Source organism: Tenacibaculum aquaeponti, from assembly GCF_052084715.1.
Classification (GTDB): domain Bacteria; phylum Bacteroidota; class Bacteroidia; order Flavobacteriales; family Flavobacteriaceae; genus Polaribacter.
In genome coordinates this window covers 3,151,262-3,175,000 of sequence record NZ_CP197288.1, presented here as the reverse complement: position 1 = coordinate 3,175,000, position 23,739 = coordinate 3,151,262, and the positions used below count along the sequence as shown (strand labels likewise).

Sequence of the window (23,739 nt, the reverse complement as noted above, 5' to 3'; positions counted from 1 at the left end):
TAAACATGTGGATGTCATCTAAAACTATCACTTCTTTTAAAACCTACACATTTTCTTAATGAAACCCAATATATCTTTTAGTTTCATCTTTATAACCATAAACAGCTTCAGTATCTAACAGGTTATCAATTTGAATAACATACAACTCAAAAGCTATTTTCTTATAACTAAACTTTGGTATCTTATAACTTTTATCGTTAAGCTCTATTTTGCCTTTACTAATTTCTTTTAACTTTTGCTTTTGTAGAAAAGAATTATACATAAAGTTTTCTAAAAAAAAGAGAATTTTTAATTATCAGTTTGACTATTAATTTATTGCTACTTATAAAGCTTATTAAAAATGGTTTTATAGATTAAACAACAATTTAATAAGACACTATACAAGCAGCTAAATAACAAGCAATTACAAACAACCAAAGGTTTTATCAAGAAAACTAAATAATTATCCTAGATTAGCCATTAATAATATCAATCACAAGTTATATATCTACAATAGCTTTCAAAAACTGTTACACTCAGCTTAATCATATTTTATAGATTCTTTATTATATTTTCTTAAAAGATCAGATAAATAAGCTTAATACCATATTTATAAACTAGGAAAAATTTAATAATATCTATTTTAATATTTATAATAAATATTAAAAAACAAAAAATCCGATTAGTAAAAAACTAATCGGATTTTTGTTTAAAAGAAAGGCGACGACCTACTCTCCCACCAGTGGCAGTACCATCGGCGCTAATGGGCTTAACTTCTCTGTTCGGAATGGTAAGAGGTGAGCCCCATTGCTATAATCACCTTAAGTTGTTTCAGTATATTTCAACTGTATAAGTTAACATATTAGTAAAATGGTATTTTAAATAATCAAAAGAGTTGTCTTCCCCTCATTAAGAGGGGAAGTACGTACATAAGCCTATGGGTTATTAGTACTACTCAGCTACATACATTACTGCACTTACACTTATAGCCTATCAACGTTGTCATCTTCAACGACCCTTTAAAGAAATCTCATCTTGTGGTGGGTTTCGCGCTTATATGCTTTCAGCGCTTATCCCTTCCGAACGTAGCTACTCTGCAGTGCCCCTGGCGAGACAACAGATACACTAGAGGTTCGTCCAACTCGGTCCTCTCGTACTAAAGTCAGATCCACTCAAATTTCTAACGCCCACAGCAGATAGAGACCGAACTGTCTCACGACGTTCTGAACCCAGCTCGCGTGCCACTTTAATGGGCGAACAGCCCAACCCTTGGGACCTTCTCCAGCCCCAGGATGTGACGAGCCGACATCGAGGTGCCAAACCCCCCCGTCGATGTGAGCTCTTGGGGGAGATCAGCCTGTTATCCCCGGAGTACCTTTTATCCTTTGAGCGATGGCCCTTCCATGCGGAACCACCGGATCACTATGCTCTACTTTCGTACCTGATCGACCTGTATGTCTCTCAGTCAAGCTCCCTTATGCCATTGCACTCTACGCACGGTTACCAAGCGTGCTGAGGGAACCTTTAGAAGCCTCCGTTACTCTTTTGGAGGCGACCACCCCAGTCAAACTACCCACCACGCACTGTTCTCATCGCTGAGTTAGGCTCTAGATAAGCAAAGGGTCGTATTTCAAGGTTGACTCCACAGCGCCTAGCGACACTGCTTCAAAGTCTCCGACCTATCCTACACATTACTTATCCAAAGTCAATACGAAGCTATAGTAAAGGTTCACGGGGTCTTTTCGTCCCGCTGCGGGTAATCGGCATCTTCACCGATACTACAATTTCACCGAGCTCATGGCTGAGACAGTATCCAGATCGTTGCACCATTCGTGCAGGTCGGAACTTACCCGACAAGGAATTTCGCTACCTTAGGACCGTTATAGTTACGGCCGCCGTTTACTGGGGCTTCATTTTAGATCTTCGCCGAAGCTAAACCCTCCACTTAACCTTCCAGCACCGGGCAGGTGTCAGGCCTTATACATCATCTTTCAATTTAGCAAAGCCCTGTGTTTTTGATAAACAGTCGCCTGGATCTTTTCACTGCGGCCTACCGAAGTAGGCGACCTTTCTCCCGAAGTTACAGGTCGATTTTGCCTAGTTCCTTAGCCATGAATCTCTCGAGCACCTTAGAATTCTCATCCCAACTACCTGTGTCGGTTTACGGTACGGGCTGCTTCACTCGCTTTTCTTGGAACCTCTTACTTGCTTTCGCTTTGGCCGAAGCCTAGGCTCAACGGGGACTTCCGTCACCCCGTAAGCACCTGGGAGATCCGTCACTTTTAATGTGAGCAGGTACAGGAATATTAACCTGTTGTCCATCGACTACCCCTTTCGGGTTCGCCTTAGGTCCCGACTAACCCTCAGCTGATTAGCATCGCTGAGGAAACCTTAGTCTTTCGGTGAGGGGGTTTCTCGCCCCCTTTATCGTTACTTATGCCTACATTTTCTTTTCTATACGTTCCAGCATGCCTCACAGCACACCTTCAACACATATAGAATGCTCCCCTACCACTCTCGTCCATAGCTTCGGTAGTATACTTATGCCCGATTATTATCCATGCAAAACCGCTCGACTAGTGAGCTGTTACGCACTCTTTAAATGAATGGCTGCTTCCAAGCCAACATCCTAGCTGTCTAAGCAGTTTCACCTCGTTTATTCAACTTAGTATACATTTGGGGACCTTAGCTGATGGTCTGGGTTCTTTCCCTCTCGGACATGGACCTTAGCACCCATGCCCTCACTGCTGAGAAACATTTTATAGCATTCGGAGTTTGTCAGGAATTGGTAGGCGGTGAAGCCCCCGCATCCAATCAGTAGCTCTACCTCTATAAAACTTTTACTCAACGCTGCACCTAAATGCATTTCGGGGAGTACGAGCTATTTCCGAGTTTGATTGGCCTTTCACCCCTATCCACAGGTCATCCAAAGACTTTTCAACGTCAACTGGTTCGGTCCTCCACTATGTGTTACCACAGCTTCAACCTGCCCATGGATAGATCACTCGGTTTCGCGTCTACTACTACTAACTATACGCCCTATTCAGACTCGCTTTCGCTTCGGCTCCGGACCTTAAATCCTTAACCTTGCTAGCAACAGTAACTCGTAGGCTCATTATGCAAAAGGCACGCCGTCACCCAGTTAATGGGCTCCGACCGCTTGTAGGCGTACGGTTTCAGGTTCTATTTCACTCCCTTACTTAGGGTTCTTTTCACCTTTCCCTCACGGTACTAGTTCACTATCGGTCTTTCAGGAGTATTTAGCCTTACCGGATGGTCCCGGTAGATTCATACAGGATTACACGTGTCCCGCACTACTCAGGGTACTGCTATATCATCTTCGCTTACCTATACGAGACTATCACTCTCTATGGTTCGTCTTTCCAAACGATTCTAGTTCACTAAGATTCTAATGTCGCAGCCCTACAACCCCAATATTGCCGTAACAACATTGGTTTGGGCTAATCCGCGTTCGCTCGCCACTACTAACGGAATCACTATTGTTTTCTCTTCCTCCGGTTACTTAGATGTTTCAGTTCACCGGGTTTGCCCCTTTCGGTACTATACCTTCAGTATAGTGGGTTGCCCCATTCGGAAATCTACGGATTATAAGGTATGTGCCCCTCCCCGTAGCTTATCGCAGCTTATCACGTCCTTCATCGCCTCTGAAAGCCTAGGCATCCGCCATACGCCCTTATTTAGCTTATTGTACTTTTTGCTTTGACTTACGTCAAAACGAGCTCTTTATAATTCTTTATAAAAATATTTTTGTTAGAGTATAACCTCTAACTCTCTATCTTGATTCTTTACGATATCATTTTACCAATATGTCAATGAACTTGTTATGAGTCATCACAGGAAACTAAACCTATATAACTCTTTGTGGAGAATACCGGAGTCGAACCGGTGACCTCTTGCGTGCAAGGCAAGCGCTCTAGCCAGCTGAGCTAATCCCCCATATACTAGTAGTTAGTACATAGCAGTTAGTAGTTTCTAACAACTACATCCTCAACTTCTAGAATTTCCTAATCTTTAAATAGTAGTCTCGGGCAGACTCGAACTGCCGACCTCTACATTATCAGTGTAGCGCTCTAACCAGCTGAGCTACGAGACTATTTTAAGATCTTAGTCTTTAGTATAAAATTAACAGCAGAGTAGTAAAATAACACACAATTACTCTTGTAACTCACCATCTTTCTCTAGAAAGGAGGTGTTCCAGCCGCACCTTCCGGTACGGCTACCTTGTTACGACTTAGCCCTAGTTACCAGTTTTACCCTAGGCAGCTCCTTGCGGTCACCGACTTCAGGCACCCCCAGCTTCCATGGCTTGACGGGCGGTGTGTACAAGGCCCGGGAACGTATTCACCGGATCATGGCTGATATCCGATTACTAGCGATTCCAGCTTCACGGAGTCGAGTTGCAGACTCCGATCCGAACTGTGATATGGTTTATAGATTCGCTCCTATTCGCATAGTGGCTGCTCATTGTCCATACCATTGTAGCACGTGTGTAGCCCAGGACGTAAGGGCCGTGATGATTTGACGTCATCCCCACCTTCCTCACGGTTTGCACCGGCAGTCTCGCTAGAGTCCTCAGCATTACCTGCTAGCAACTAACGATAGGGGTTGCGCTCGTTATAGGACTTAACCTGACACCTCACGGCACGAGCTGACGACAACCATGCAGCACCTTGTAAAGTGTCCGAAGAAAAATCTATCTCTAGACCTGTCACTCTACATTTAAGCCCTGGTAAGGTTCCTCGCGTATCATCGAATTAAACCACATGCTCCACCGCTTGTGCGGGCCCCCGTCAATTCCTTTGAGTTTCAATCTTGCGATCGTACTCCCCAGGTGGGACACTTATTACTTTCGCTTAGTCACTGAAATAATCCAACAACTAGTGTCCATCGTTTACGGCGTGGACTACCAGGGTATCTAATCCTGTTCGCTCCCCACGCTTTCGTCCATGAGCGTCAGTATACACGTAGTAGGCTGCCTTCGCAATCGGTATTCTAAGTAATATCTATGCATTTCACCGCTACACTACTTATTCTACCTACTTCCGTATAACTCAAGTCAACCAGTATCAAAGGCAGTTCTACAGTTAAGCTGTAGGATTTCACCTCTGACTTAATTAACCGCCTGCGGACCCTTTAAACCCAATGATTCCGGATAACGCTTGCACCCTCCGTATTACCGCGGCTGCTGGCACGGAGTTAGCCGGTGCTTATTCTTATGGTACCGTCAAGCCTCTACACGTAGAGGGGTTTCTTCCCATATAAAAGTAGTTTACAACCCATAGGGCAGTCTTCCTACACGCGGCATGGCTGGTTCAGGCTTGCGCCCATTGACCAATATTCCTCACTGCTGCCTCCCGTAGGAGTCTGGTCCGTGTCTCAGTACCAGTGTGGGGGATAATCCTCTCAGACCCCCTACCTATCGTAGCCATGGTAAGCCGTTACCTTACCATCTAGCTAATAGGACGCATAGTCATCTTGTACCGATAAATCTTTAACTAATAAGCGATGCCACTCACCAGTATTATGGAGTATTAATCTTCATTTCTAAAGGCTATCCTCCTGTACAAGGCAGATTCTATACGCGTTACGCACCCGTGCGCCGGTCGCCATCCAATTGCAAGCAATTGATGCTGCCCCTCGACTTGCATGTGTTAAGCCTGCCGCTAGCGTTCATCCTGAGCCAGGATCAAACTCTTCATTGTATAATCTTTAATATTATTTATGAATAAGTTTCAAAAGAATTTAACTTTGTTAAAGCTATGTTACTTTACTCTCTATATTTACGCTGTCAATTTCAATATTATCAATGAACTTAATTAATCTCAGCACTCAATCTGTTTCAACCGAAACTTCAACTAATCTAATCTTTGTAAAGACACCAGAATCGAACTGATTAACACTATTATTTGTTATTCCAAAATCTCTGTGATCGTTGCTTTCATTTCCGAAAGCGGATGCAAAACTATAACCTTTTTTTAATCTGACAAAACTTTTTTTGAAATTTTTTTCGATTAATTTTAAACCTAATCTTGCACCAAAAAATCAATGAACTCACGCCTCAAAAACGGACTGCAAATATAGAAACTTTAATTCTAATTCCGCAAGTAAAATTTTAATTATTTTTTAACCTTAATTTTACCAACTATCTACACTCTGTTTATGAACTTCTGCAAACTTCTAAACTGCGTTTCTCCGTTTGCGGGTGCAAAACTACACACTCTTTTTAATCTACACAAACTTTTACAACAAAAAAAAATAAAAAAAATCACAATAAAAAAACAACTATCAAATAGTCAACACTTTGTATTCAAAATAAAAATTTATTGAAATTAAATATTCTTACTTTTCATTCCGAATAAAATACGGACAAACTTAAAAGGACGTATTAAAAACACATAACAAAACAGTATTAAAAGAAAAGAACTTATTAATAATAGAACTATTTTAGTTGCAATAGACAGATTTATTTTTACAATATAGTAAGCTAAAACAACAATGATAGTTTGATGAAGCATATAAAATGGATAAATTCCTTCATTAAGTTTCACTAGTAAGTTACTTTTTTTACTAAGTAATACTTGACTATATCCTAATATAGTTGTAATCATAGACCAAGATAACAAAGCACAAACCAGATACCACAGTCTCCATCTGTTAGATAAAGTAATATAAGGCTTTATAAGTTCACTAGGTAAAAAGTAATATGCGTAAAATAATAATGAGAAAATTATAGTGAGTTTGAAGTTTAATTTTCTTTTGTTTAATAATAAACTCCATAATTGATCTACATTAGAAATTAGAATGCCACTGAAAAAAAAGAAACCAAAGTAAAATGTAGTAGATAAGTTAAAAAAACTTTTAGAATCACTTGGGAAAAACTCTTTTGTTATTATTCTAATAGCAATTAAAAATATCCCCCAAAACATCATACCATACTTATCGGTTTTAATTCTTATCCATTTTTTAAAGTTTTTACTCTTACTAGATTTTATAAAAATCACGAAAGGAATAAAAAAAATCGACATCAATAAAAGATTTTCTATAAACCATAAATGATTAACTTTTAGTTTTGATACCAAAACAGGGTAAGAAGAAAAATAACTTTTATATCTTGAAGTGTTTTCAAAAAACGTTTGAGGCGGTATTAAAAATAAAACTCCAAAGACTAAAGGAATTAAAAGCCTAAGCATTCTTTCTTTGATAAAAGAAATCCAATTTCTCTTTGAAAAAGCAAATACGGTTCCTACTCCTGAGATAAAAAATAAAAGAGGTAATCTGAATTGTTCAAAATACACCATAATATCATCTAACAATTTACTATGAGTATTATTCATAATATGGAAATTATCTCCATTGAAAGGCATTAGAACGTGATGAAGAAAAACTGCAAAAACAGAAATAACTCGTAACCAATCTAAATCGTATCGTCTTTGTTTTGTCATTATTAGTCGTTTAATTTTTCACGAAACTAATTTCAAGAAAACAATTATTGATTAATTATTAGGAGTTTGGGACGAGTAACATAGTAAATGTTATCAATAACTTATAGATTTTGGTTTTTAAACTTGTATTCGAATTCGGGTATTAATTTTCTTGACACTGGTATATAATCTTTATCATTAATCCAAAGCTGTAACCCTTGAGAATTACCTATCACTTTTTTTATAACTTTTAAGTTAATGATATATGATCTGTGAACACGACAAATATTAGCACAATCAGACAATTGCTCTTCAAAACTTTTAATTGTGATCCTTTTTAATAACACTAGATTATCTTCTAGATAGATTTCTAGATAATTTTTATCTGATTTTGCATAAAGAAAATTATTCAGATTAAGAGAAAAATCATCTGATATGACCTGAGTTTTTATTTCAATATGTTTCTCAACTTTATTTAGAGTTGCATTTAAAGTTGAATCTAAATCTTTGCCTTTTTTTATATAGATATTTTTTAGTCTTTCAATATTTATTGAAGTTATAACAAAAATTAAGAGTCCGCCTACTAAAATAGTATTCCTAATTTCTTCAACTAAATATTTAAATGACCAATTATCATCTTTTAAGTAAATAAAATCTCTGATTAAAAACTGAGAAACACCAATAATTAATAAAACTAAAAAGAGAAAAGAGAATTCATTTTTGAGTTTCCATTCATTCTTATTATCTCTAAAAACATTTAACACAAAAACCGAGAACATAAAAACAATGAATGATACTACTGAGTGAATAATTGATATAAATAAAAAACTAAACTTTAATTCTTTATAATTTACTTCAAAAGGTTCAAATAAAATTGAAAATAAAGTAGACAGAATAAAAACTAGTATTGATATTATGATAGAAGTTTTTATATCATAATAGAATGGGTAAGAAAGGTTGAAATATTTTCTCAATATATTTTTTATGCAAAATAAAAAAAGGCACACAAACTTAAATAAGTTGTGTACCTTTTTATTATTTAATAAACTGATAATTCTACCAGCTTGCTTTTTTAACTCCAGGAATTAAACCTTGGTTAGCCATTTCACGGAAAGTAACACGTGAAATACCAAACTGACGCATATAACCTTTTGGACGTCCAGTTAATTTACAACGATTGTGTTTTCTAACTGGTGAAGCGTTTTTAGGTAACTTTTGTAATGCCTCGTAATCTCCAGCTTCTTTTAAAGCCTTTCTTTTTTCAGCATACTTAGCTACAGTTTTAGCTCTTTTACGCTCACGCGCTTTCATTGATTCTTTAGCCATCTTTTAATTCTTTTTAAATGGTAAACCTAATTCTCCTAATAATGATTTAGCTTCTTTATCAGTTTGTGCAGATGTTACAAAAGTAATATCCATACCACTAATTTTCTTCACTTGATCAATATTAATCTCTGGGTAGATGATTTGCTCAGTAATACCTAAATTGTAATTACCTCTACCATCAAAACCATTTGCTTTTATTCCATTAAAATCTCTTACACGAGGTAAAGATGCAGTAACTAAGCGATCTAAAAACTCGTACATTATATCTCCTCTTAACGTAACTTTTGCTCCGATTGGCATTCCTTTACGCAATTTGAAGTTTGCAACATCTTTCTTAGATATTGTTGGAACTGCTTTTTGACCTGTGATTGAAGTTAATTCTTCAATTGCATAATCAATTAATTTCTTATCAGCAATAGCAGCACCTACACCTTTACTTACAACTATCTTTTGTAACTTAGGTACTTGCATTACGTTTTTATATCCGAACTCATCAGTTAGAGCTTTTATCACCCTAGCTTTGTATTCCTCTTTTAATCTTGGTACGTAACTCATGATTATATTGCTTTTTTAGTTTTTTTAGAGATTCTAGTTTTAGCATCTCCTTCAACTTTATAACCTACTCTTACAGCTTCTCCGTTCTCTACTAAAGCAACGTTTGAAATGTGTAATGGAGCTTCTTGTTTTACGATACCTCCTTGAGGATTAGCAGCATTTGGTTTGGTATGCTTAGAAACCATATTTACACCTTCTACTACTACTCTATCCTTATCTTTTAAGATACGTAAAACTTTTCCTTCAGATCCTTTGTGATCTCCTGCGATAACTTTAACAGTATCTCCTGATTTAATTTTAAATTTCTTCATCTTAAAATCTGATTTTATAACACCTCAGGTGCTAATGATACTATTTTCATAAATTGTTTCTCACGTAATTCACGAGCCACAGGACCGAATACACGTGTTCCTCTCATTTCCTCAGAAGGATTTAAAAGTACACAAGCATTGTCATCAAATCTGATATATGATCCGTCTTTACGTCTAACTTCTTTCTTAGTACGAACAACAACTGCACGAGAAACTTGTCCTTTCTTTACAGTTCCGTTTGGAGTTGCAGACTTAACAGTAACAACTATTTTATCTCCAACGCTAGCGTAACGCTTTTTTGTTCCTCCTAAAACTCTAATCACTAAAACCTCTTTAGCTCCAGTGTTGTCTGCTACTTTTAATCTTGATTCTGTTTGTAACATATTATTTAGCTCTTTCTAGGATTTCTACTAATCTCCAACGCTTAGATTTACTTAATGGACGAGTTTCCATTATTTTAACTGTATCTCCAATGTTGCAATCGTTATTCTCGTCATGTGCAACGTACTTCTTAGTCTTTAATACGAACTTTCCGTACATTGGGTGCTTTACTCTTTTTACCTCGCTAACTACGATAGACTTCTCCATCTTGTTGCTAGATACTACACCTATTCTCTCTTTTCTAAGATTTCTTTTTTCCATCTTTAAAACTGACTAGAATTTATTGTAATTCTCTTTTAGTTAACTCTGTAGCAATTCTTGCTACAGTTCTTCTTAAGGTTTTTAACTGCAAAGGATTTTCCAATGGAGTTATAGCGTGAGCCATCTTAAGATCAGTATAGTTTTTCTTCAACGCTCCAAGCTTACCTTGTAAGTCAGCTGTTGATAATTCTTTTACTTCTGATTGTTTCATGATATATTAGAATTAAGCGTTATAATCAAAATCTCTTGCAATAATAAACTTTGTTTTCACTGGAAGTTTTTGTGCAGCTAAACGTAATGCTTCTTTAGCTACTTCCATTGGCACTCCACCAACTTCAAATAATATTCTTCCTGGCTTAACAACAGCAACAAAATGATCAGGTGCACCTTTACCTTTACCCATACGTACCTCTAACGGTTTCTTTGTTATTGGCTTGTCTGGGAAAATTTTAATCCAAAGTTGTCCCTCTCTTTTCATGTAACGAGTTGCCGCGATACGAGCAGCTTCTATTTGACGAGAAGTAAGTAAGTTCTGGTCTAAGGATTTGATACCAAACATTCCGTTTGATAATTGAGTTCCTCTTCCAGAGTTTCCACTCATATTACCTTTACCCTTCTGAACTCTACGAAATTTTACTCTTTTTGGCTGTAACATCTCAAATTTCTTTTAAAAATTATTTTCTTCTGCGAGGTTGACGTCTACCACCTCCACCTTTGTTATTTGAATTACCTTTTTGCTTAGATAATCCAACTAACGGAGATAATTCACGTTTTCCATAAACCTCACCTTTCATGATCCATACTTTCACACCGATTCTTCCGTATGTAGTATGCGCTTCAACAAGTGAATAATCGATATCTGCTCTAAAAGTAGATAAAGGAATTCTTCCTTCTTTATAGTGTTCAGAACGCGCCATTTCAGCTCCGTTTAAACGACCAGAAAGTTGTACTTTAATACCTTCTGCGTTCATACGCATTGCAGCCGCGATAGCCATTTTAGTAGCACGCTTGTATGAAATTCTATTTTCGATTTGACGAGCAATACTAGCTGCAACTAAGTTTGCATCTAATTCTGGACGCTTAATTTCGAAAATGTTAATTTGAACTTCTTTTCCTGTAATCTTCTTAAGCTCTTCTTTTAACTTGTCTACCTCTTGACCTCCTTTACCGATAATAATACCAGGACGTGCAGTTGTGATAGTAACGGTTACAAGCTTTAAAGTACGCTCGATGATGATACGAGAAACACTTGCTTTAGATAATCTGGCTTTTAAATACCTTCTTATCTTATCATCTTCAGCAATTTTATCACCGTAGTCATTTCCACCATACCAGTTAGATTCCCATCCTCTGATGATTCCTAAACGATTTCCTATTGGATTTGTCTTTTGTCCCATTTCTACTAATGATTAATTACTGTTATTTTTAGTTCCTAACTCTAAAGTTACGTGGTTAGAACGCTTACGAATTCTGTGAGCACGTCCTTGTGGAGCTGGTCTTAATCTCTTTAACATTCCAGCGCTATCTACATAAATAGATTTCACGAATAATCCAGCGTCTTCGATACTAGCATCTTCATTCTTTGCTTGCCAGTTAGCAATTGCAGATAATAATAACTTTTCTAAGTTACGAGATGCTTCTTTTGGACTGAATTTTAAGATTTGTAAAGCTTTTTCAACTTCTACTCCTCTAACTTGATCCGCTACTAAGCGCATTTTTCTTGGTGACGTAGGACAGTTAGTAAGCTTAGCAAAAGCTTTTTGCTTTTTAGCTTCTTTTAACTGTGTTGCCATGTTTTTTTTACGACTTCCCATAATATCCTACTATTTTTTTCCTTTATTTTTAGCACCAGCGTGTCCACGGAATGAACGTGTTGGTGAAAATTCGCCTAACTTATGACCTACCATGTTTTCAGTAACGTAAACAGGTACAAACTGACGTCCGTTATGAACAGCAATCGTTTGTCCAACAAAATCAGGAGTAATCATACTAGCTCTAGACCAAGTTTTGATTACAGATTTCTTACCTGATTCAACGTTAGCTAACACTTTTCTTTCTAATTTATAGTGAACGTAAGGTCCTTTTTTTAATGATCTTGCCATGATTTATTATTTCTTTCTACGTTCGATAATATACTTATTACTAGCCTTAGTCTTAGATCTAGTCTTATATCCTTTAGCTGGGATACCATTCTTAGATCTTGGATGTCCTCCAGAAGAACGTCCTTCACCACCTCCCATTGGGTGATCAACTGGGTTCTTTCTAACTGCATTAGTTCTTGGTCTTCTACCTAACCATCTAGATCTACCAGCTTTACCAGAAACGATTAACTGATGATCTGAATTAGATACAACTCCAATAGTAGCTAAACAAGTTTGTAAGATTAATCTTGTTTCTCCAGAAGGTAACTTAACTGTAGCATATTTTCCATCTCTTGCCATTAACTGAGCAAAAGATCCAGCAGAACGAGCCATAACAGCTCCTTGACCTGGACGTAATTCGATACAAGAAATAGTTGTTCCTAAAGGAATATCACTTAAGAACATAGCATTACCAACATCTGGTGTAGCTTCTTTTCCTGAAACGATAGTTTGTCCTACTTTTAATCCGTTTTGTGCAATCACATAACGCTTTTCTCCATCAGCATATTGAACTAACGCGATAAACGCTGTACGGTTTGGATCGTACTCGATAGTTAATACTGTTGCAGGATCGTTATATCTATTTCTTTTGAAATCGATAATACGATATCTTCTCTTATGACCTCCACCTCTGTTAGGAGTAGTCATACGACCCTGATTGTTTCGACCTCCAGTTCTTTTTCTCGGTGCCAATAATGACTTTTCCGGCTTATCAGTAGTGATGGTGTCGAACCCATTCACAACTCTAAAACGCTGACCTGGTGTTATTGGTTTTAATTTTCTAACTGACATTTGTCTTGCTTATTCTTATAGATTGTTATAAAAATCAATTTCGCCTTCTGCTAACTGAACAACCGCTTTTTTATAACCGCTTGTTAAACCAGAAACTAAGCCTTTTTTAGTATACTTAGTTTTTCTTAATGCTGGGTGATTTAAAGTTCTCACCTTTTCAACTGTTACTCCGTAAGCAGCTTCAACAGCATCTTTAATTTGAATTTTGTTAGCTTTCTTGTTTACAACAAAAGTGTAACGATTGAATCTTTCGCTATCATTTGTTGCTTTTTCCGTAATAATAGGTTTTATTAAAATACTCATATCTGAAAATCCTATTTACTTAAGTTAGATTCAATTCCTTCTAAAGTACTTTCAGCGATAACTACTTTACCCGCGTTTAACACGTTGTAAGTATTTATTCCTGTAGCACTTACTACTTTAGAATTCTTTAAGTTACGAGATGATAAGTAAACATTTTTACTTTCGGCTCCTAACACGAATAAAGATTTTTTTGTATCTAATTCTAAAGCTTTTAATACATTAACAAATTCTTTAGTCTTTGGAGTTTCAAAATTGAAATCTTCAACCACTACTAAATTGCTATCTTTTGCTTGAATACTTAAAGCTGATTTACGAGCTAAACGCTTTAAGTTTTTGTTTAATTTGAAAGAATAATTTCTTGGTCTTGGCCCGAAGATACGTCCTCCCCCTCTAAACACAGGAGACTTGATACTACCAGCACGAGCTGTACCTGTTCCTTTTTGTTTTTTAATCTTTCTTGTACTTCCAGCAATCTCACCTCTCTCTTTAGATTTGTGAGTACCTTGTCTTTGATTAGCCAAATATTGCTTTACATCTAAGTAGATTGCATGATCATTTGGCTCTATTCCGAATACTTCGTTAGAAAGTTCAACTTTTCTACCAGTATCTTTTCCTGTAATATCTAATACTGCTACCTTCATTACTTCTCAATAATTACATAAGAGTTTTTGTGACCTGGAATAGCACCTTTTATTACTAAAAGATTCTTTTCTGGAACTACTTTTAATACTCTTAAATTTTGAACTTTAACTTTATCGCCTCCCATACGTCCTGCCATACGCATTCCTTTGAATACTCTTGCAGGATAAGAAGCTGCACCAATAGAACCTGGTGCTCTTAAACGGTTATGTTGACCGTGAGTTGCTTGTCCAACACCACCAAATCCGTGACGCTTAACAACCCCTTGAAAACCTTTACCTTTAGAAGTTCCTGAAACATCCACGAACTCTCCTTCAGCAAAGTGCTCAACTGTAATTGAGTCACCCAATTTAAACTCTCCTTCGAAACCTTGGAACTCAACGACTTTTTTCTTAGCTACGGTACCTGCTTTTTGAAAGTGACCGTCTAAAGCTTTATTAGAGCTTTTTGCCTTTTTGTCATCGAAACCAAGTTGTAAAGCATTGTAGCCATCAACCTCTTCGGCTCTGACTTGGGTAACTACGCAAGGACCTGCTTCGATCACAGTACATGGGATATTCTTCCCATTCTCGTCGAATAAGCTGGTCATTCCGATTTTTTTTCCTATTAACCCAGACATATCTGTTAATTTTAAGACGATTAGATTTTTAATTTATCCAGCGCGTCTATTCATAAATATTTATTTGAAACAAAAGTTTCTACGTCTTTAAAATTTCACTCAAAAAAAAAGAGCGTAAAACACGTTTTTAGCTCTTAACTTACTGTGTTTTACCATTTTTCCTTTGCGAAACCCTCCGGACATGTTGTTGAAATTGTGTGTAAAAAACTGATTAACACTCAATTTCGGACTGCGAAAGTATAAAAAAACAAACACATAACCAAAATAATTTCAATTATTTAAATGATTTCATGATAGTTAAGTTACCTTTTCTTTTATCACTTAATCAGTAAATCAATTTATGCAGTAAAACAAATTTCAAAATCATCAAATTTAATCTCTATAGTCAAAAACCTTAAACAGCAAAAAAGGCTTTTACATAATTGCAAAAGCCATTCTTTCGTTAAATACTAAATGTACTTATACTTTGATCTCTACCTCAACTCCGCTAGGTAATTCAAGTTTCATTAAAGCATCAATAGTCTTAGAAGAAGAACTATAAATGTCTAATAAACGCTTGTAAGCAGATAATTGAAATTGCTCTCTCGATTTTTTGTTTACGTGTGGTGAACGTAATACTGTAAAAATCTTTTTATGAGTAGGTAAAGGGATTGGTCCGTTTACTACCGCACCTGTACTTTTTACTGTCTTAACGATTTTCTCAGCTGATTTATCAACTAAATTATAATCGTAAGATTTTAATTTTATTCTAATTTTTTGACTCATCTTAATTAACCTTTTGCATTAGCGATAACTTCTTCTGAAATATTAGAAGGAGTCTCAGCATAGTGTGAAAATTCCATTGTAGAAGTAGCTCTACCTGAAGACATAGTTCTTAAAGCTGTTACATAACCGAACATTTCAGATAATGGCACAGTAGCTTTTACAACTTTTGAACCTGCTCTATCAGACATATCTGATACTTGTCCACGTCTTCTATTTAAATCTCCTACGATATCTCCCATGTTTTCTTCAGGAGTTAACACTTCTAACTTCATTATAGGCTCCATAATCTTAGCTTTTGCAGCTTTTGCAGCAGCTTTGTAACCCATTTTAGCAGCTAGTTCGAATGATAATTGATCAGAATCTACAGGGTGGAAAGATCCATCCGTTAAAGTTACCTTCATCGAATCCATCTCGTATCCTGCTAAAGGACCATTCTTCATTGCTTCTTTGAAACCTTTCTCTACTGAAGGAACAAATTCTTTCGGTACGTTTCCACCTTTAATAACAGATTCGAAAACTAAACCTTGAGTTCCCTCTTCAGCTGGTTCCATAGTAAATACGATATCAGCAAACTTACCACGTCCACCAGATTGTTTTTTATAAACTTCTCTGTGTTCAGCAGTAGCTGTAATCGCTTCTTTATATTCTACTTGAGGTTGTCCCTCATTAACTTCTACTTTAAACTCACGCTTTAAACGATCTACAATAATATCTAAGTGTAACTCACCCATTCCAGATATAATTGTTTGACCTGAAGCTTCATCTGTTCTTACTGTAAAAGTTGGATCTTCTTCAGCTAATTTCCCTAAAGCTATTCCTAATTTATCAACATCTGCCTTAGTCTTAGGTTCTACTGCGATACCAATTACTGGATCAGGGAAGTCCATTGATTCTAGAACGATTGGATTCTTCTCATCAGATAAGGTATCACCAGTTTTGATAGATTTAAATCCTACAGCAGCTCCAATATCTCCAGCTTCAATATACTCAATTGCATTTTGCTTATTAGAATGCATTTGATAGATACGTGAAATACGTTCTTTTTTACCTGAACGGTTATTTAAAACATAAGAACCTGCATCTAAACGACCAGAATAAGCACGGAAGAAAGCTAAACGACCTACGAAAGGATCTGTAGCAATTTTAAATGCTAATGCTGAAAAAGGCTCTTTTGCATCTGGCTTACGAGTAATCTCATCACCAGTGTTTGGATCAGTTCCTACAATAGCATCTTTATCCACTGGTGAAGGTAAATAACGACATACTGCATCTAATAAAAACTGAACTCCTTTGTTTTTAAACGCCGATCCACAAATCATAGGAATGATAGACATGTCCATTACAGCAGCACGAAGAGCAGCATGCACTTCTTCTTCAGTAATAGAATTTTCGTCCTCCATGAATTTCTCTAAAAGATTTTCATCGTAAGCTGCAACTTCCTCAATAAGTTTACCTCTTAATTCTGCTGCTTCTTCTTTTAAATCTTCTGGAATATCGATAACATCAAAAGTAGACCCTTGAGTTTCATCATGCCATACAATAGCACGGTTTTTTACTAAATCTACAATACCTTTAAAATCAGCTTCATCACCAATATTCATTACAATTGGCACTGCATTAGACCCTAACATATCTTTAACTTGCTGACATACCGCCATAAAGTTAGAACCTTGACGATCCATTTTGTTAACAAAACCGATACGAGGCACTTTATAGTTATCAGCTAAACGCCAGTTAGTTTCTGACTGAGGCTCAACACCGTCAACTGCAGAGAATAAGAAAACTAAACCATCTAACACACGTAAAGAACGGTTTACCTCTACTGTAAAGTCAACGTGACCCGGAGTATCAATAATATTGAAGTGGTAACCTTTTGTATCTGAAACTGCCTTTCCGTTTTCAGTTGGGAAGTTCCATGTACAAGTAGTAGCAGCCGAAGTAATTGTAATACCTCTTTCTTGCTCTTGCTCCATCCAGTCCATTGTAGCAGCACCATCATGTACTTCTCCAATTTTGTGAGAAACCCCTGTATAATAGAGGATACGTTCTGTTGTTGTAGTTTTACCTGCATCAATATGAGCAGCAATACCAATGTTTCGCGTAAATTTTAAATCTCTAGCCATTTTTATTAAAATCTAAAGTGTGAGAATGCCTTGTTAGCTTCAGCCATCTTGTGAGTATCAACTCTCTTTTTAACTGCAGCTCCTTCTTCTTTAGCTGCTGCTAAAATCTCAGCTGCTAAACGTTGTGCCATAGTTTTTTCATTACGCTTACGTGCATAACTTATCATCCACTTGATCGCCATTGACACTTTACGATCTGGTCGGATTTGCATTGGTATTTGGAATGTAGCACCTCCCACACGACGTGAACGAACTTCTACGTGAGGCATTACATTTGACAAACCATCTTTCCATACTTCTAAAGCTGACTTCTCTTCGTCAGTTTTCTTTTGGTCTACGATATCAATTGCATCGTAAAACACTTTGAACGCTACAGACTTCTTACCATCCCACATTAAGTTATTTACAAAACGTGTTACTAATTGATCATTAAATCTTGGATCTGGTAATAAAATCCTTTTTTTCGCTCTTCTTTTTCTCATGTCTTTACATTAAAAAAGTTACTGAATAATTACTTTTTGTCTTTAGGGCGTTTTGCTCCATATTTAGACCTACGTTGAGTTCTCCCTTCAACACCTGCAGTATCTAATGCACCACGTACGATGTGATATTTAACCCCTGGTAAATCTTTTACCCTTCCACCTCTAACTAATACTATCGAGTGCTCTTGTAAGTTGTGCCCTTCTCCTGGGATATACGCGTTAATTTCATTACCATTTGTTAATCTAACACGAGCTACTTTACGCATAGCTGAGTTAGGTTTCTTTGGTGTTGTAGTGTATACACGCGTACAAACTCCACGTCTTTGAGGACATGCCGTCAATGCAGCCGATTTACTCTTCTTAGTTATTTTGGTTCTTCCTTTACGAACTAATTGTTGAATAGTTGGCATACTAATTAATTACTTGTTTTCGTTTGTACTTATTAATATTAATCTCTATTTTTAAGAGTGTGCAAATGTACGATTAATTTCTAATTATTCAAATATCAGTAAGTTATTTTTACATCAACACAACAAAAGAAGGGGAATCTACTGATTTTAATATACTTTAGCATTTAATTTCAAATTGTGAAGCAAACACTATTTTTACTAGCATACATACTACTTTTAATCAATTCTTTACTTTTTTCTCAGGAAAGAAAATTGAAATTTATTTTTAGAAATGCTTCTGAAGAAAAAAACATACAACTTAACAAACTCAATCAAATAAAACCAAATAAGTCATTCAAAAAAACTTTAGACTCAATTTCTTATGTGTTAAAATTAAAAGGATATTTCTACAACAGAATTGACTCTACAGTAGACAATAAAAACCAAAAACTTGTTTACCTCCATTTTGGAAAAAAAATTGACTCCATAATCTTAACTACACCCGACACCAAAATCGCCTCTTCAAGAATCAAAAAAGAAATCCGTACTGAAGAACTACTTGAAACCTTGAAAGAAATTAATTCAAAGCTTGAATCTCAAGGCAAACCTTTCTCTAAATCTCATTTAGAAGAAATCAAATTAATAGATAATAAAATTTACGCTACCTTAAATATTAAAGAATCAAGAAAAAGAACTCTAGATAAAATCTTAATTAAAGGGTATGATAAATTTCCTAAATCTTATCTAAAGCATTTCGTAAAAATAAAACCGAAATCAACCATCAACAAAAACTTAATAAAACAAGTATCTAATCGAATTAATGCTATTCCTTTTATAAAACAAAAAAAAGAACCAGAACTCTTATTCAGCAAAGACTCTACTATTATATATATATATGTAGAAAAAGCAAAAAACAGCAATTTTGACGGCCTTATAAATTTCAATTCTGAAAATACCGAAAGACTAGAAATTAATGGAAATATAAATCTAGAGCTAAACAACCTTTTAAACACAGGAGAAAAACTACATCTTAACTGGAATGCCAACGGTAATGATAGACAAAATTTAATTTTGAAAATCTTTACACCATATCTTTTCAACTCCCCAATATCTAACCAAAGCTCTTTTGAAATATATCGCCAAGACAGCACTTTTTTAAATTCGAACTTCAAAACATCCTTCTTATATGACATTAACAGCAAAATAAAAACAGGAATTCAATTTGAAAATCAAGAATCCAACGAAACTTCAACAAACAACTTTAATACTCCTAATTTTTCATCATATTTCTTTGGTTTAAATTTCTATTACCAAAGTTTGAACTTAGACAAAAATCTTTCACCCAAATTCACTTTCAACTTCACTCCTCTTATTGGAAAAAGAAAAACAAACAACAACTCTTCAAAACAAATAAAAACAGAAATAGAAGTTTCGTTAACGATTGACATTAATCAAAAAAATTCAGTACATATAAAAAACAAAACAGGTCTACTTTTTTCTCCTAATTATTACCTAAACGAACTATACAGAATTGGAGGAATTAAATCCATAAGAGGTTTCGAACCTCAAAGTATTTTTACTCAGAATTTCTCCTACATAAATTTAGACTACAGATATTCTACATCAAAAAAAAATTACATTTATAGTTTTATTGACCCAGGAGTATTCCAAGATATCAATAAAAACAATTTTCACATCTTGGGTTATGGAATCGGGTATGCATTTAAAAGAAAAAATTCCTCAATTAATCTATCTATATCTAGTGGAATTTCAAAGATTCGCAACAACACCCCATATAATTTATCAATCATATTTAAAAACTACCTTTAAAAACAAAAACCAACCTTTTTTAACACCCATAATTAGATATTTACATTTTATTAACTCTTTTTGTTGTTTTTTTAAGTTTTATTTAAGATTTTAGCACACATTAATTCAAATAATTACATAATGAAAACAAAATTTAATGGAATTTTGACGTTTATTTTGGCGTTGCTTGTGCATGTTTCCTTTGCACAAGACAGAACTATTTCCGGTATTGTTACAGATGGATTTGATCCATTACCTGGAGTTAGTGTATTAAAAAAGGGAACGACAACAGGAACAGAAACTAACTTTGATGGTAAATACACGATCAAAGCAAAAACAGGAGATGTTCTTATTTTTAGTTTTGTTGGTATGAAAACAGTTGAAAAAACTGTTGGTAATTCAAACAAAATGGATGTTACCCTAGCTACAGATAACCTTCTTGAAGAAATTGTACTTACTGCTCTTGGTACAGAGAAGAAAAAAGACAATGATTTAAGTTCTACTAGTATTGTAAAAGTAGACCAATTACAAAAGTCTGGAGAAGCAGGGGTATTACAAGGTTTATCTGGTAAAACTTCCGGAGTTAACATAACAAGAAACTCTGGAGATCCTGGAGCTGGAGCTTACATTCAGATTAGGGGTCAAAACACAATTTTAGGAGATAGTAGTCCTTTAATTGTATTAGATGGTGCAATTATTTCTAATAGCGCAGTTGGTGGTGGTACTGCTGGTGTAGTACAACAGTCTCGTCTTAACGACATTAACCCAGAAGACATCGAATCTATCTCTGTATTAAAAGGAGCATCTGCTGCTGCTATTTACGGTACAGGTGCTGCAAATGGTGTAATCGTAATTAAAACCAAAAGAGGATCTAAAGGAGGAAAAAGATGGCAAGTAAATGTAAAGTCTGCTCTTTCTATTGATGAAGTAAACAGAGAATGGGCTAAACAAGATCAATATGGTCAAGGTTTCCCTAATGCTTGGTTAGGTCAACCTGGATTTACAGGAGTTGATTTACCTACTGCATCTACTTCTTATGGTGCTAAAATTTCGACCAGAGCAGGTGGTGCTGATTCAGTAGACACTACTGGTCAATACTTCGTAGCTGACGATGGTACAATTTACTATCCAATTACACAAAAAAATTCAAGACAAACATTTAATCAAGAAAACAGAGATGCTGTTTTTACAAACGGTATTGTTTTTGACAACAATGTAAGTTTTAGTTATGCTGGAGATAATTCAAGAACTTTTGTAAGTTTATCTAACTGGGATCAAGAAGGTATCTATAGAGGAGCTTCTGACTACAAAAGAACTTCAATTAAATTAAATAACGATACAGATATTTCAGACAATTTTACTGTAAAATTATCTACTACTTATGTTGACATTAGCTCTAACAGAATCCAAACTGGATCTAACTTAAATGGTCTTTACTTAGGTTATTTAAGAACTCCAGCTGATTTTGACATTAGAGATTATAAAGGAACAAATTTTTCAGCTTCAGGAATCCCTACTCCTAACTCTCATAGAGGATATAGAAGATATTTAGGTTCAACTAGAACATTTGATGCTGAAACTGGTACTTTCCAATATTCTGCTCCAACATATAACAATCCACTTTGGACTTTAAACGAGCAAAAAAACTTAAACGAAGTTGATCGTTTTATTATAGCACCAGAATTCACTTATAAGATAAATGACAATTTAGCTTTTACAGGTAGATATAGTTTAGATTACTATCAAGACAACAGAATTAACTTTTGGCCTGCTGGATCTGCTGGAGACGGTAGTCAAGGTTTATTTAGCGAAGATAGAATTACTGAAAGTAACCAAAACTACAACTTCTTCCTTTCTGGTAACTATAACTTAACTAATGATGTAAAGTTCAACTTCACTACTGGTATCCAAATGTTTGAAAACAAATTCAAAAGATTAAGCGGTACTGAAACTAACTTTACAAACCCTGATGAAGTATTTTTAAATTTAGGTAATGCTACTTCTGAAAACTCTAATCCTTCTGACTTTATCCAAAACACAAGAAAATCAGGTGGTTTTGCAGTATTAAACTTTGATCTATGGGATCAATTATTAGTTGAATTAACAGGTAGAGGTGAATATGTATCAACTATTCCTGGCGATTTTATCTTTTACCCAAGTGCATCTTTAGGATGGAACTTCTCTGATTATGTAAAAGACTCTTTTGTTTCTTTTGGTAAAATTAGAGCTTCTTATGGTGAAGTTGGTATTGAGCCAGTACCTTATTCAACAAGAACAGTAATTACAACAGGAGGAATCACTTCTTCTTGGGGAGACGGTTTTGATGGATCTTTATATGGAAACCCATTAACTCAATCAGCTACACGTGGTAACCCAGACTTAAAAGAAGAGCGTATTAAAGAATTTGAAGTTGGTTTCGATACAAGATTCTTCAATAACAGATTAAGCTTATCTGCTACTTACTATAACAGAACTTCGGAGGATGTTTTACTTTCTTTACCAACACCTCCTTCTAACGGTTTCTCTCAAGAGCTTAGAAATGCTGCTACAATCTCAAATAAAGGTATTGAAATTGATTTATCTGGTAAGATTATTCAAAACGAAAACTTTACTTGGAATGCTAATATTAACTTCACTCAAAACAGAAGTTTAGTTGAAAACATGGCAGGAGCAGGTTACTTCACTTTAAATGGATTTACTTCAACTTCTTCTGGTGTTGCTGAAAATCAACCTTTCGCAGTACTTAGAGGTGGAGTTTATGACAGAGATGCTAATGGCGACCTTGTATTAAACGCAAATGGATTCCCTACAGCGGCTGCTACTAACGAATTTATTGGTGACCCAAACCCTGATTGGAGAGGTGGTTTAGGTACAACTGTTTCTTATAAAGGTATTACTTTATCTGCTCAAGTTGAAACTTCTCAAGGAAATGATGTATGGAATGGTACAAGAGGAGTACTAAACTTCTTCGGTATACACCCAGACACAGCTAACGAAACTATTGCTTCTCAGGATTTATTAAACGCAGACGGTGATCTTATTGCTGCTGGAACTGCTTTCAGAGGATATGAAGTAGATTTTGGTGGAGGTCCTGTTGCTGTTGACTATGCATGGTGGACAACAAATGGAGGAGGATTTGGAGATGTTTCTGAGCCATTTATTGAAGATGCATCTTGGACAAGATTAAGAGAAGTTTCTTTATTCTACGATTTCGATAAAAATGTTACTGATAAACTTGGTATTGAAAGTCTACAAATCGGTGTAACTGGAAGAAACTTATTTATATGGACTGATATCGAAGGATTCGATCCAGACAACAATTTAACTGGTGCTTCTAAAGGTCGTGGTTTAGAATACTTTAGCAACCCAGGAACTAGATCTTTTATCACAACTCTAAGATTATCATTCTAAAAACTTAAAAA

23 protein-coding genes, 2 tRNA genes and 3 rRNA genes are annotated in these 23,739 nt (G+C 35.6%); 2 read left to right on the top strand and 26 right to left on the bottom strand.

The window, feature by feature from the left end:
* Positions 1 to 55: 55 nt before the first annotated feature.
* From ACSIGC_RS14395 to rpsL, 26 genes are all read right to left on the bottom strand, one after another.
* Entirely contained in the window at positions 56 to 262 is a 207-nt protein-coding gene (locus ACSIGC_RS14395) for a hypothetical protein (protein ID WP_442265489.1), read from the bottom strand.
* A 432-nt stretch (positions 263 to 694) separates the two neighbouring features.
* A 5S ribosomal RNA gene (rrf, locus tag ACSIGC_RS14390) occupies positions 695 to 803 on the bottom strand.
* A 101-nt stretch (positions 804 to 904) separates the two neighbouring features.
* Positions 905 to 3,688: ribosomal RNA gene (locus ACSIGC_RS14385) — 23S ribosomal RNA — on the bottom strand.
* A 174-nt stretch (positions 3,689 to 3,862) separates the two neighbouring features.
* A tRNA-Ala gene (locus ACSIGC_RS14380) sits at positions 3,863 to 3,936 on the bottom strand.
* An 83-nt stretch (positions 3,937 to 4,019) separates the two neighbouring features.
* Positions 4,020 to 4,093, bottom strand: a tRNA-Ile gene (locus ACSIGC_RS14375).
* Positions 4,094 to 4,182: 89 nt separating this feature from the next.
* Positions 4,183 to 5,702 (bottom strand): 16S ribosomal RNA (locus ACSIGC_RS14370).
* Together the 16S, 23S and 5S rRNA genes with 2 tRNA genes alongside form the textbook arrangement of a ribosomal RNA operon.
* A gap of 627 nt (positions 5,703 to 6,329) precedes the next feature.
* On the bottom strand, positions 6,330 to 7,442 hold the full coding sequence (locus ACSIGC_RS14365) for an acyltransferase family protein (RefSeq protein ID WP_442265488.1): 1,113 nt from the start codon (positions 7,440 to 7,442) through the stop codon (positions 6,330 to 6,332).
* 101 nt (positions 7,443 to 7,543) lie between these two features.
* A complete protein-coding gene (locus ACSIGC_RS14360; RefSeq protein WP_442265487.1) occupies positions 7,544 to 8,395 on the bottom strand; it encodes a LytR/AlgR family response regulator transcription factor in 852 nt (283 codons plus the stop codon).
* 82 nt (positions 8,396 to 8,477) lie between these two features.
* Positions 8,478 to 8,747, bottom strand: coding sequence for a 30S ribosomal protein S14 (gene rpsN, locus ACSIGC_RS14355; RefSeq protein ID WP_442265486.1), 270 nt, complete (start codon positions 8,745 to 8,747; stop codon positions 8,478 to 8,480).
* Between the two features lie 3 nt (positions 8,748 to 8,750).
* A complete protein-coding gene (gene rplE, locus ACSIGC_RS14350) occupies positions 8,751 to 9,302 on the bottom strand; it encodes a 50S ribosomal protein L5 (RefSeq protein WP_442265485.1) in 552 nt (183 codons plus the stop codon).
* A gap of 2 nt (positions 9,303 to 9,304) precedes the next feature.
* Positions 9,305 to 9,613, bottom strand: coding sequence for a 50S ribosomal protein L24 (gene rplX, locus ACSIGC_RS14345; protein ID WP_442265484.1), 309 nt, complete (start codon positions 9,611 to 9,613; stop codon positions 9,305 to 9,307).
* 14 nt (positions 9,614 to 9,627) lie between these two features.
* Positions 9,628 to 9,996, bottom strand: a complete 369-nt coding sequence (gene rplN / locus ACSIGC_RS14340; RefSeq protein WP_028890735.1) for a 50S ribosomal protein L14 — start codon at positions 9,994 to 9,996, stop codon at positions 9,628 to 9,630.
* Between the two features lies 1 nt (position 9,997).
* On the bottom strand, positions 9,998 to 10,255 hold the full coding sequence (gene rpsQ / locus ACSIGC_RS14335; RefSeq protein WP_075342609.1) for a 30S ribosomal protein S17: 258 nt from the start codon (positions 10,253 to 10,255) through the stop codon (positions 9,998 to 10,000).
* A 19-nt stretch (positions 10,256 to 10,274) separates the two neighbouring features.
* Positions 10,275 to 10,466 carry a 50S ribosomal protein L29 gene (gene rpmC / locus ACSIGC_RS14330; protein WP_095074025.1) on the bottom strand — a complete coding sequence of 64 codons (192 nt, stop codon included), beginning with the start codon at positions 10,464 to 10,466 and terminating at the stop codon, positions 10,275 to 10,277.
* Between the two features lie 12 nt (positions 10,467 to 10,478).
* Positions 10,479 to 10,910 carry a 50S ribosomal protein L16 gene (gene rplP, locus ACSIGC_RS14325; protein WP_075342607.1) on the bottom strand — a complete coding sequence of 144 codons (432 nt, stop codon included), beginning with the start codon at positions 10,908 to 10,910 and terminating at the stop codon, positions 10,479 to 10,481.
* Between the two features lie 19 nt (positions 10,911 to 10,929).
* Positions 10,930 to 11,652: a 30S ribosomal protein S3 gene (gene rpsC, locus ACSIGC_RS14320; RefSeq protein ID WP_095074026.1), complete on the bottom strand. Its 723-nt coding sequence runs from the start codon at positions 11,650 to 11,652 to the stop codon at positions 10,930 to 10,932.
* 12 nt (positions 11,653 to 11,664) lie between these two features.
* On the bottom strand, positions 11,665 to 12,069 hold the full coding sequence (gene rplV / locus ACSIGC_RS14315) for a 50S ribosomal protein L22 (protein WP_442265483.1): 405 nt from the start codon (positions 12,067 to 12,069) through the stop codon (positions 11,665 to 11,667).
* 9 nt (positions 12,070 to 12,078) lie between these two features.
* Positions 12,079 to 12,357 (bottom strand): 30S ribosomal protein S19, encoded by a 279-nt coding sequence (gene rpsS, locus ACSIGC_RS14310; protein ID WP_075342604.1) that lies wholly within the window; start codon positions 12,355 to 12,357, stop codon positions 12,079 to 12,081.
* A gap of 6 nt (positions 12,358 to 12,363) precedes the next feature.
* The gene (rplB, locus tag ACSIGC_RS14305) at positions 12,364 to 13,188 is read right to left on the bottom strand and encodes a 50S ribosomal protein L2 (RefSeq protein ID WP_095074029.1); all 825 of its coding nucleotides are present in this window, start codon (positions 13,186 to 13,188) and stop codon (positions 12,364 to 12,366) included.
* Between the two features lie 15 nt (positions 13,189 to 13,203).
* Entirely contained in the window at positions 13,204 to 13,491 is a 288-nt protein-coding gene (gene rplW / locus ACSIGC_RS14300) for a 50S ribosomal protein L23 (RefSeq protein WP_095074030.1), read from the bottom strand.
* An 11-nt stretch (positions 13,492 to 13,502) separates the two neighbouring features.
* Complete coding sequence (gene rplD / locus ACSIGC_RS14295; RefSeq protein ID WP_442265482.1) at positions 13,503 to 14,132, bottom strand: 50S ribosomal protein L4; 630 nt, start codon at positions 14,130 to 14,132, stop codon at positions 13,503 to 13,505.
* Positions 14,132 to 14,749, bottom strand: a complete 618-nt coding sequence (rplC, locus tag ACSIGC_RS14290; protein WP_442265481.1) for a 50S ribosomal protein L3 — start codon at positions 14,747 to 14,749, stop codon at positions 14,132 to 14,134. Before rplC ends, rplD begins: the two co-directional genes overlap by 1 nt.
* A 459-nt stretch (positions 14,750 to 15,208) precedes the next feature.
* Positions 15,209 to 15,514 (bottom strand): 30S ribosomal protein S10, encoded by a 306-nt coding sequence (gene rpsJ, locus ACSIGC_RS14285; RefSeq protein ID WP_075342599.1) that lies wholly within the window; start codon positions 15,512 to 15,514, stop codon positions 15,209 to 15,211.
* 5 nt (positions 15,515 to 15,519) lie between these two features.
* A complete protein-coding gene (gene fusA, locus ACSIGC_RS14280) occupies positions 15,520 to 17,637 on the bottom strand; it encodes an elongation factor G (RefSeq protein WP_442265480.1) in 2,118 nt (705 codons plus the stop codon).
* A 5-nt stretch (positions 17,638 to 17,642) separates the two neighbouring features.
* Positions 17,643 to 18,119: a 30S ribosomal protein S7 gene (gene rpsG, locus ACSIGC_RS14275; protein ID WP_095074036.1), complete on the bottom strand. Its 477-nt coding sequence runs from the start codon at positions 18,117 to 18,119 to the stop codon at positions 17,643 to 17,645.
* A 29-nt stretch (positions 18,120 to 18,148) separates the two neighbouring features.
* Positions 18,149 to 18,529, bottom strand: coding sequence for a 30S ribosomal protein S12 (gene rpsL / locus ACSIGC_RS14270; RefSeq protein ID WP_075342596.1), 381 nt, complete (start codon positions 18,527 to 18,529; stop codon positions 18,149 to 18,151).
* 177 nt (positions 18,530 to 18,706) lie between these two features.
* Here rpsL and ACSIGC_RS14265 point away from each other — a divergent pair, with 177 nt between their 5' ends.
* Together ACSIGC_RS14265 and ACSIGC_RS14260 are read left to right on the top strand one after the other, a co-directional pair.
* The gene (locus tag ACSIGC_RS14265; protein WP_442265479.1) at positions 18,707 to 20,338 is read left to right on the top strand and encodes a hypothetical protein; all 1,632 of its coding nucleotides are present in this window, start codon (positions 18,707 to 18,709) and stop codon (positions 20,336 to 20,338) included.
* Between the two features lie 120 nt (positions 20,339 to 20,458).
* A complete protein-coding gene (locus tag ACSIGC_RS14260) occupies positions 20,459 to 23,728 on the top strand; it encodes a SusC/RagA family TonB-linked outer membrane protein (RefSeq protein WP_442265478.1) in 3,270 nt (1,089 codons plus the stop codon).
* Positions 23,729 to 23,739: the final 11 nt, after the last annotated feature.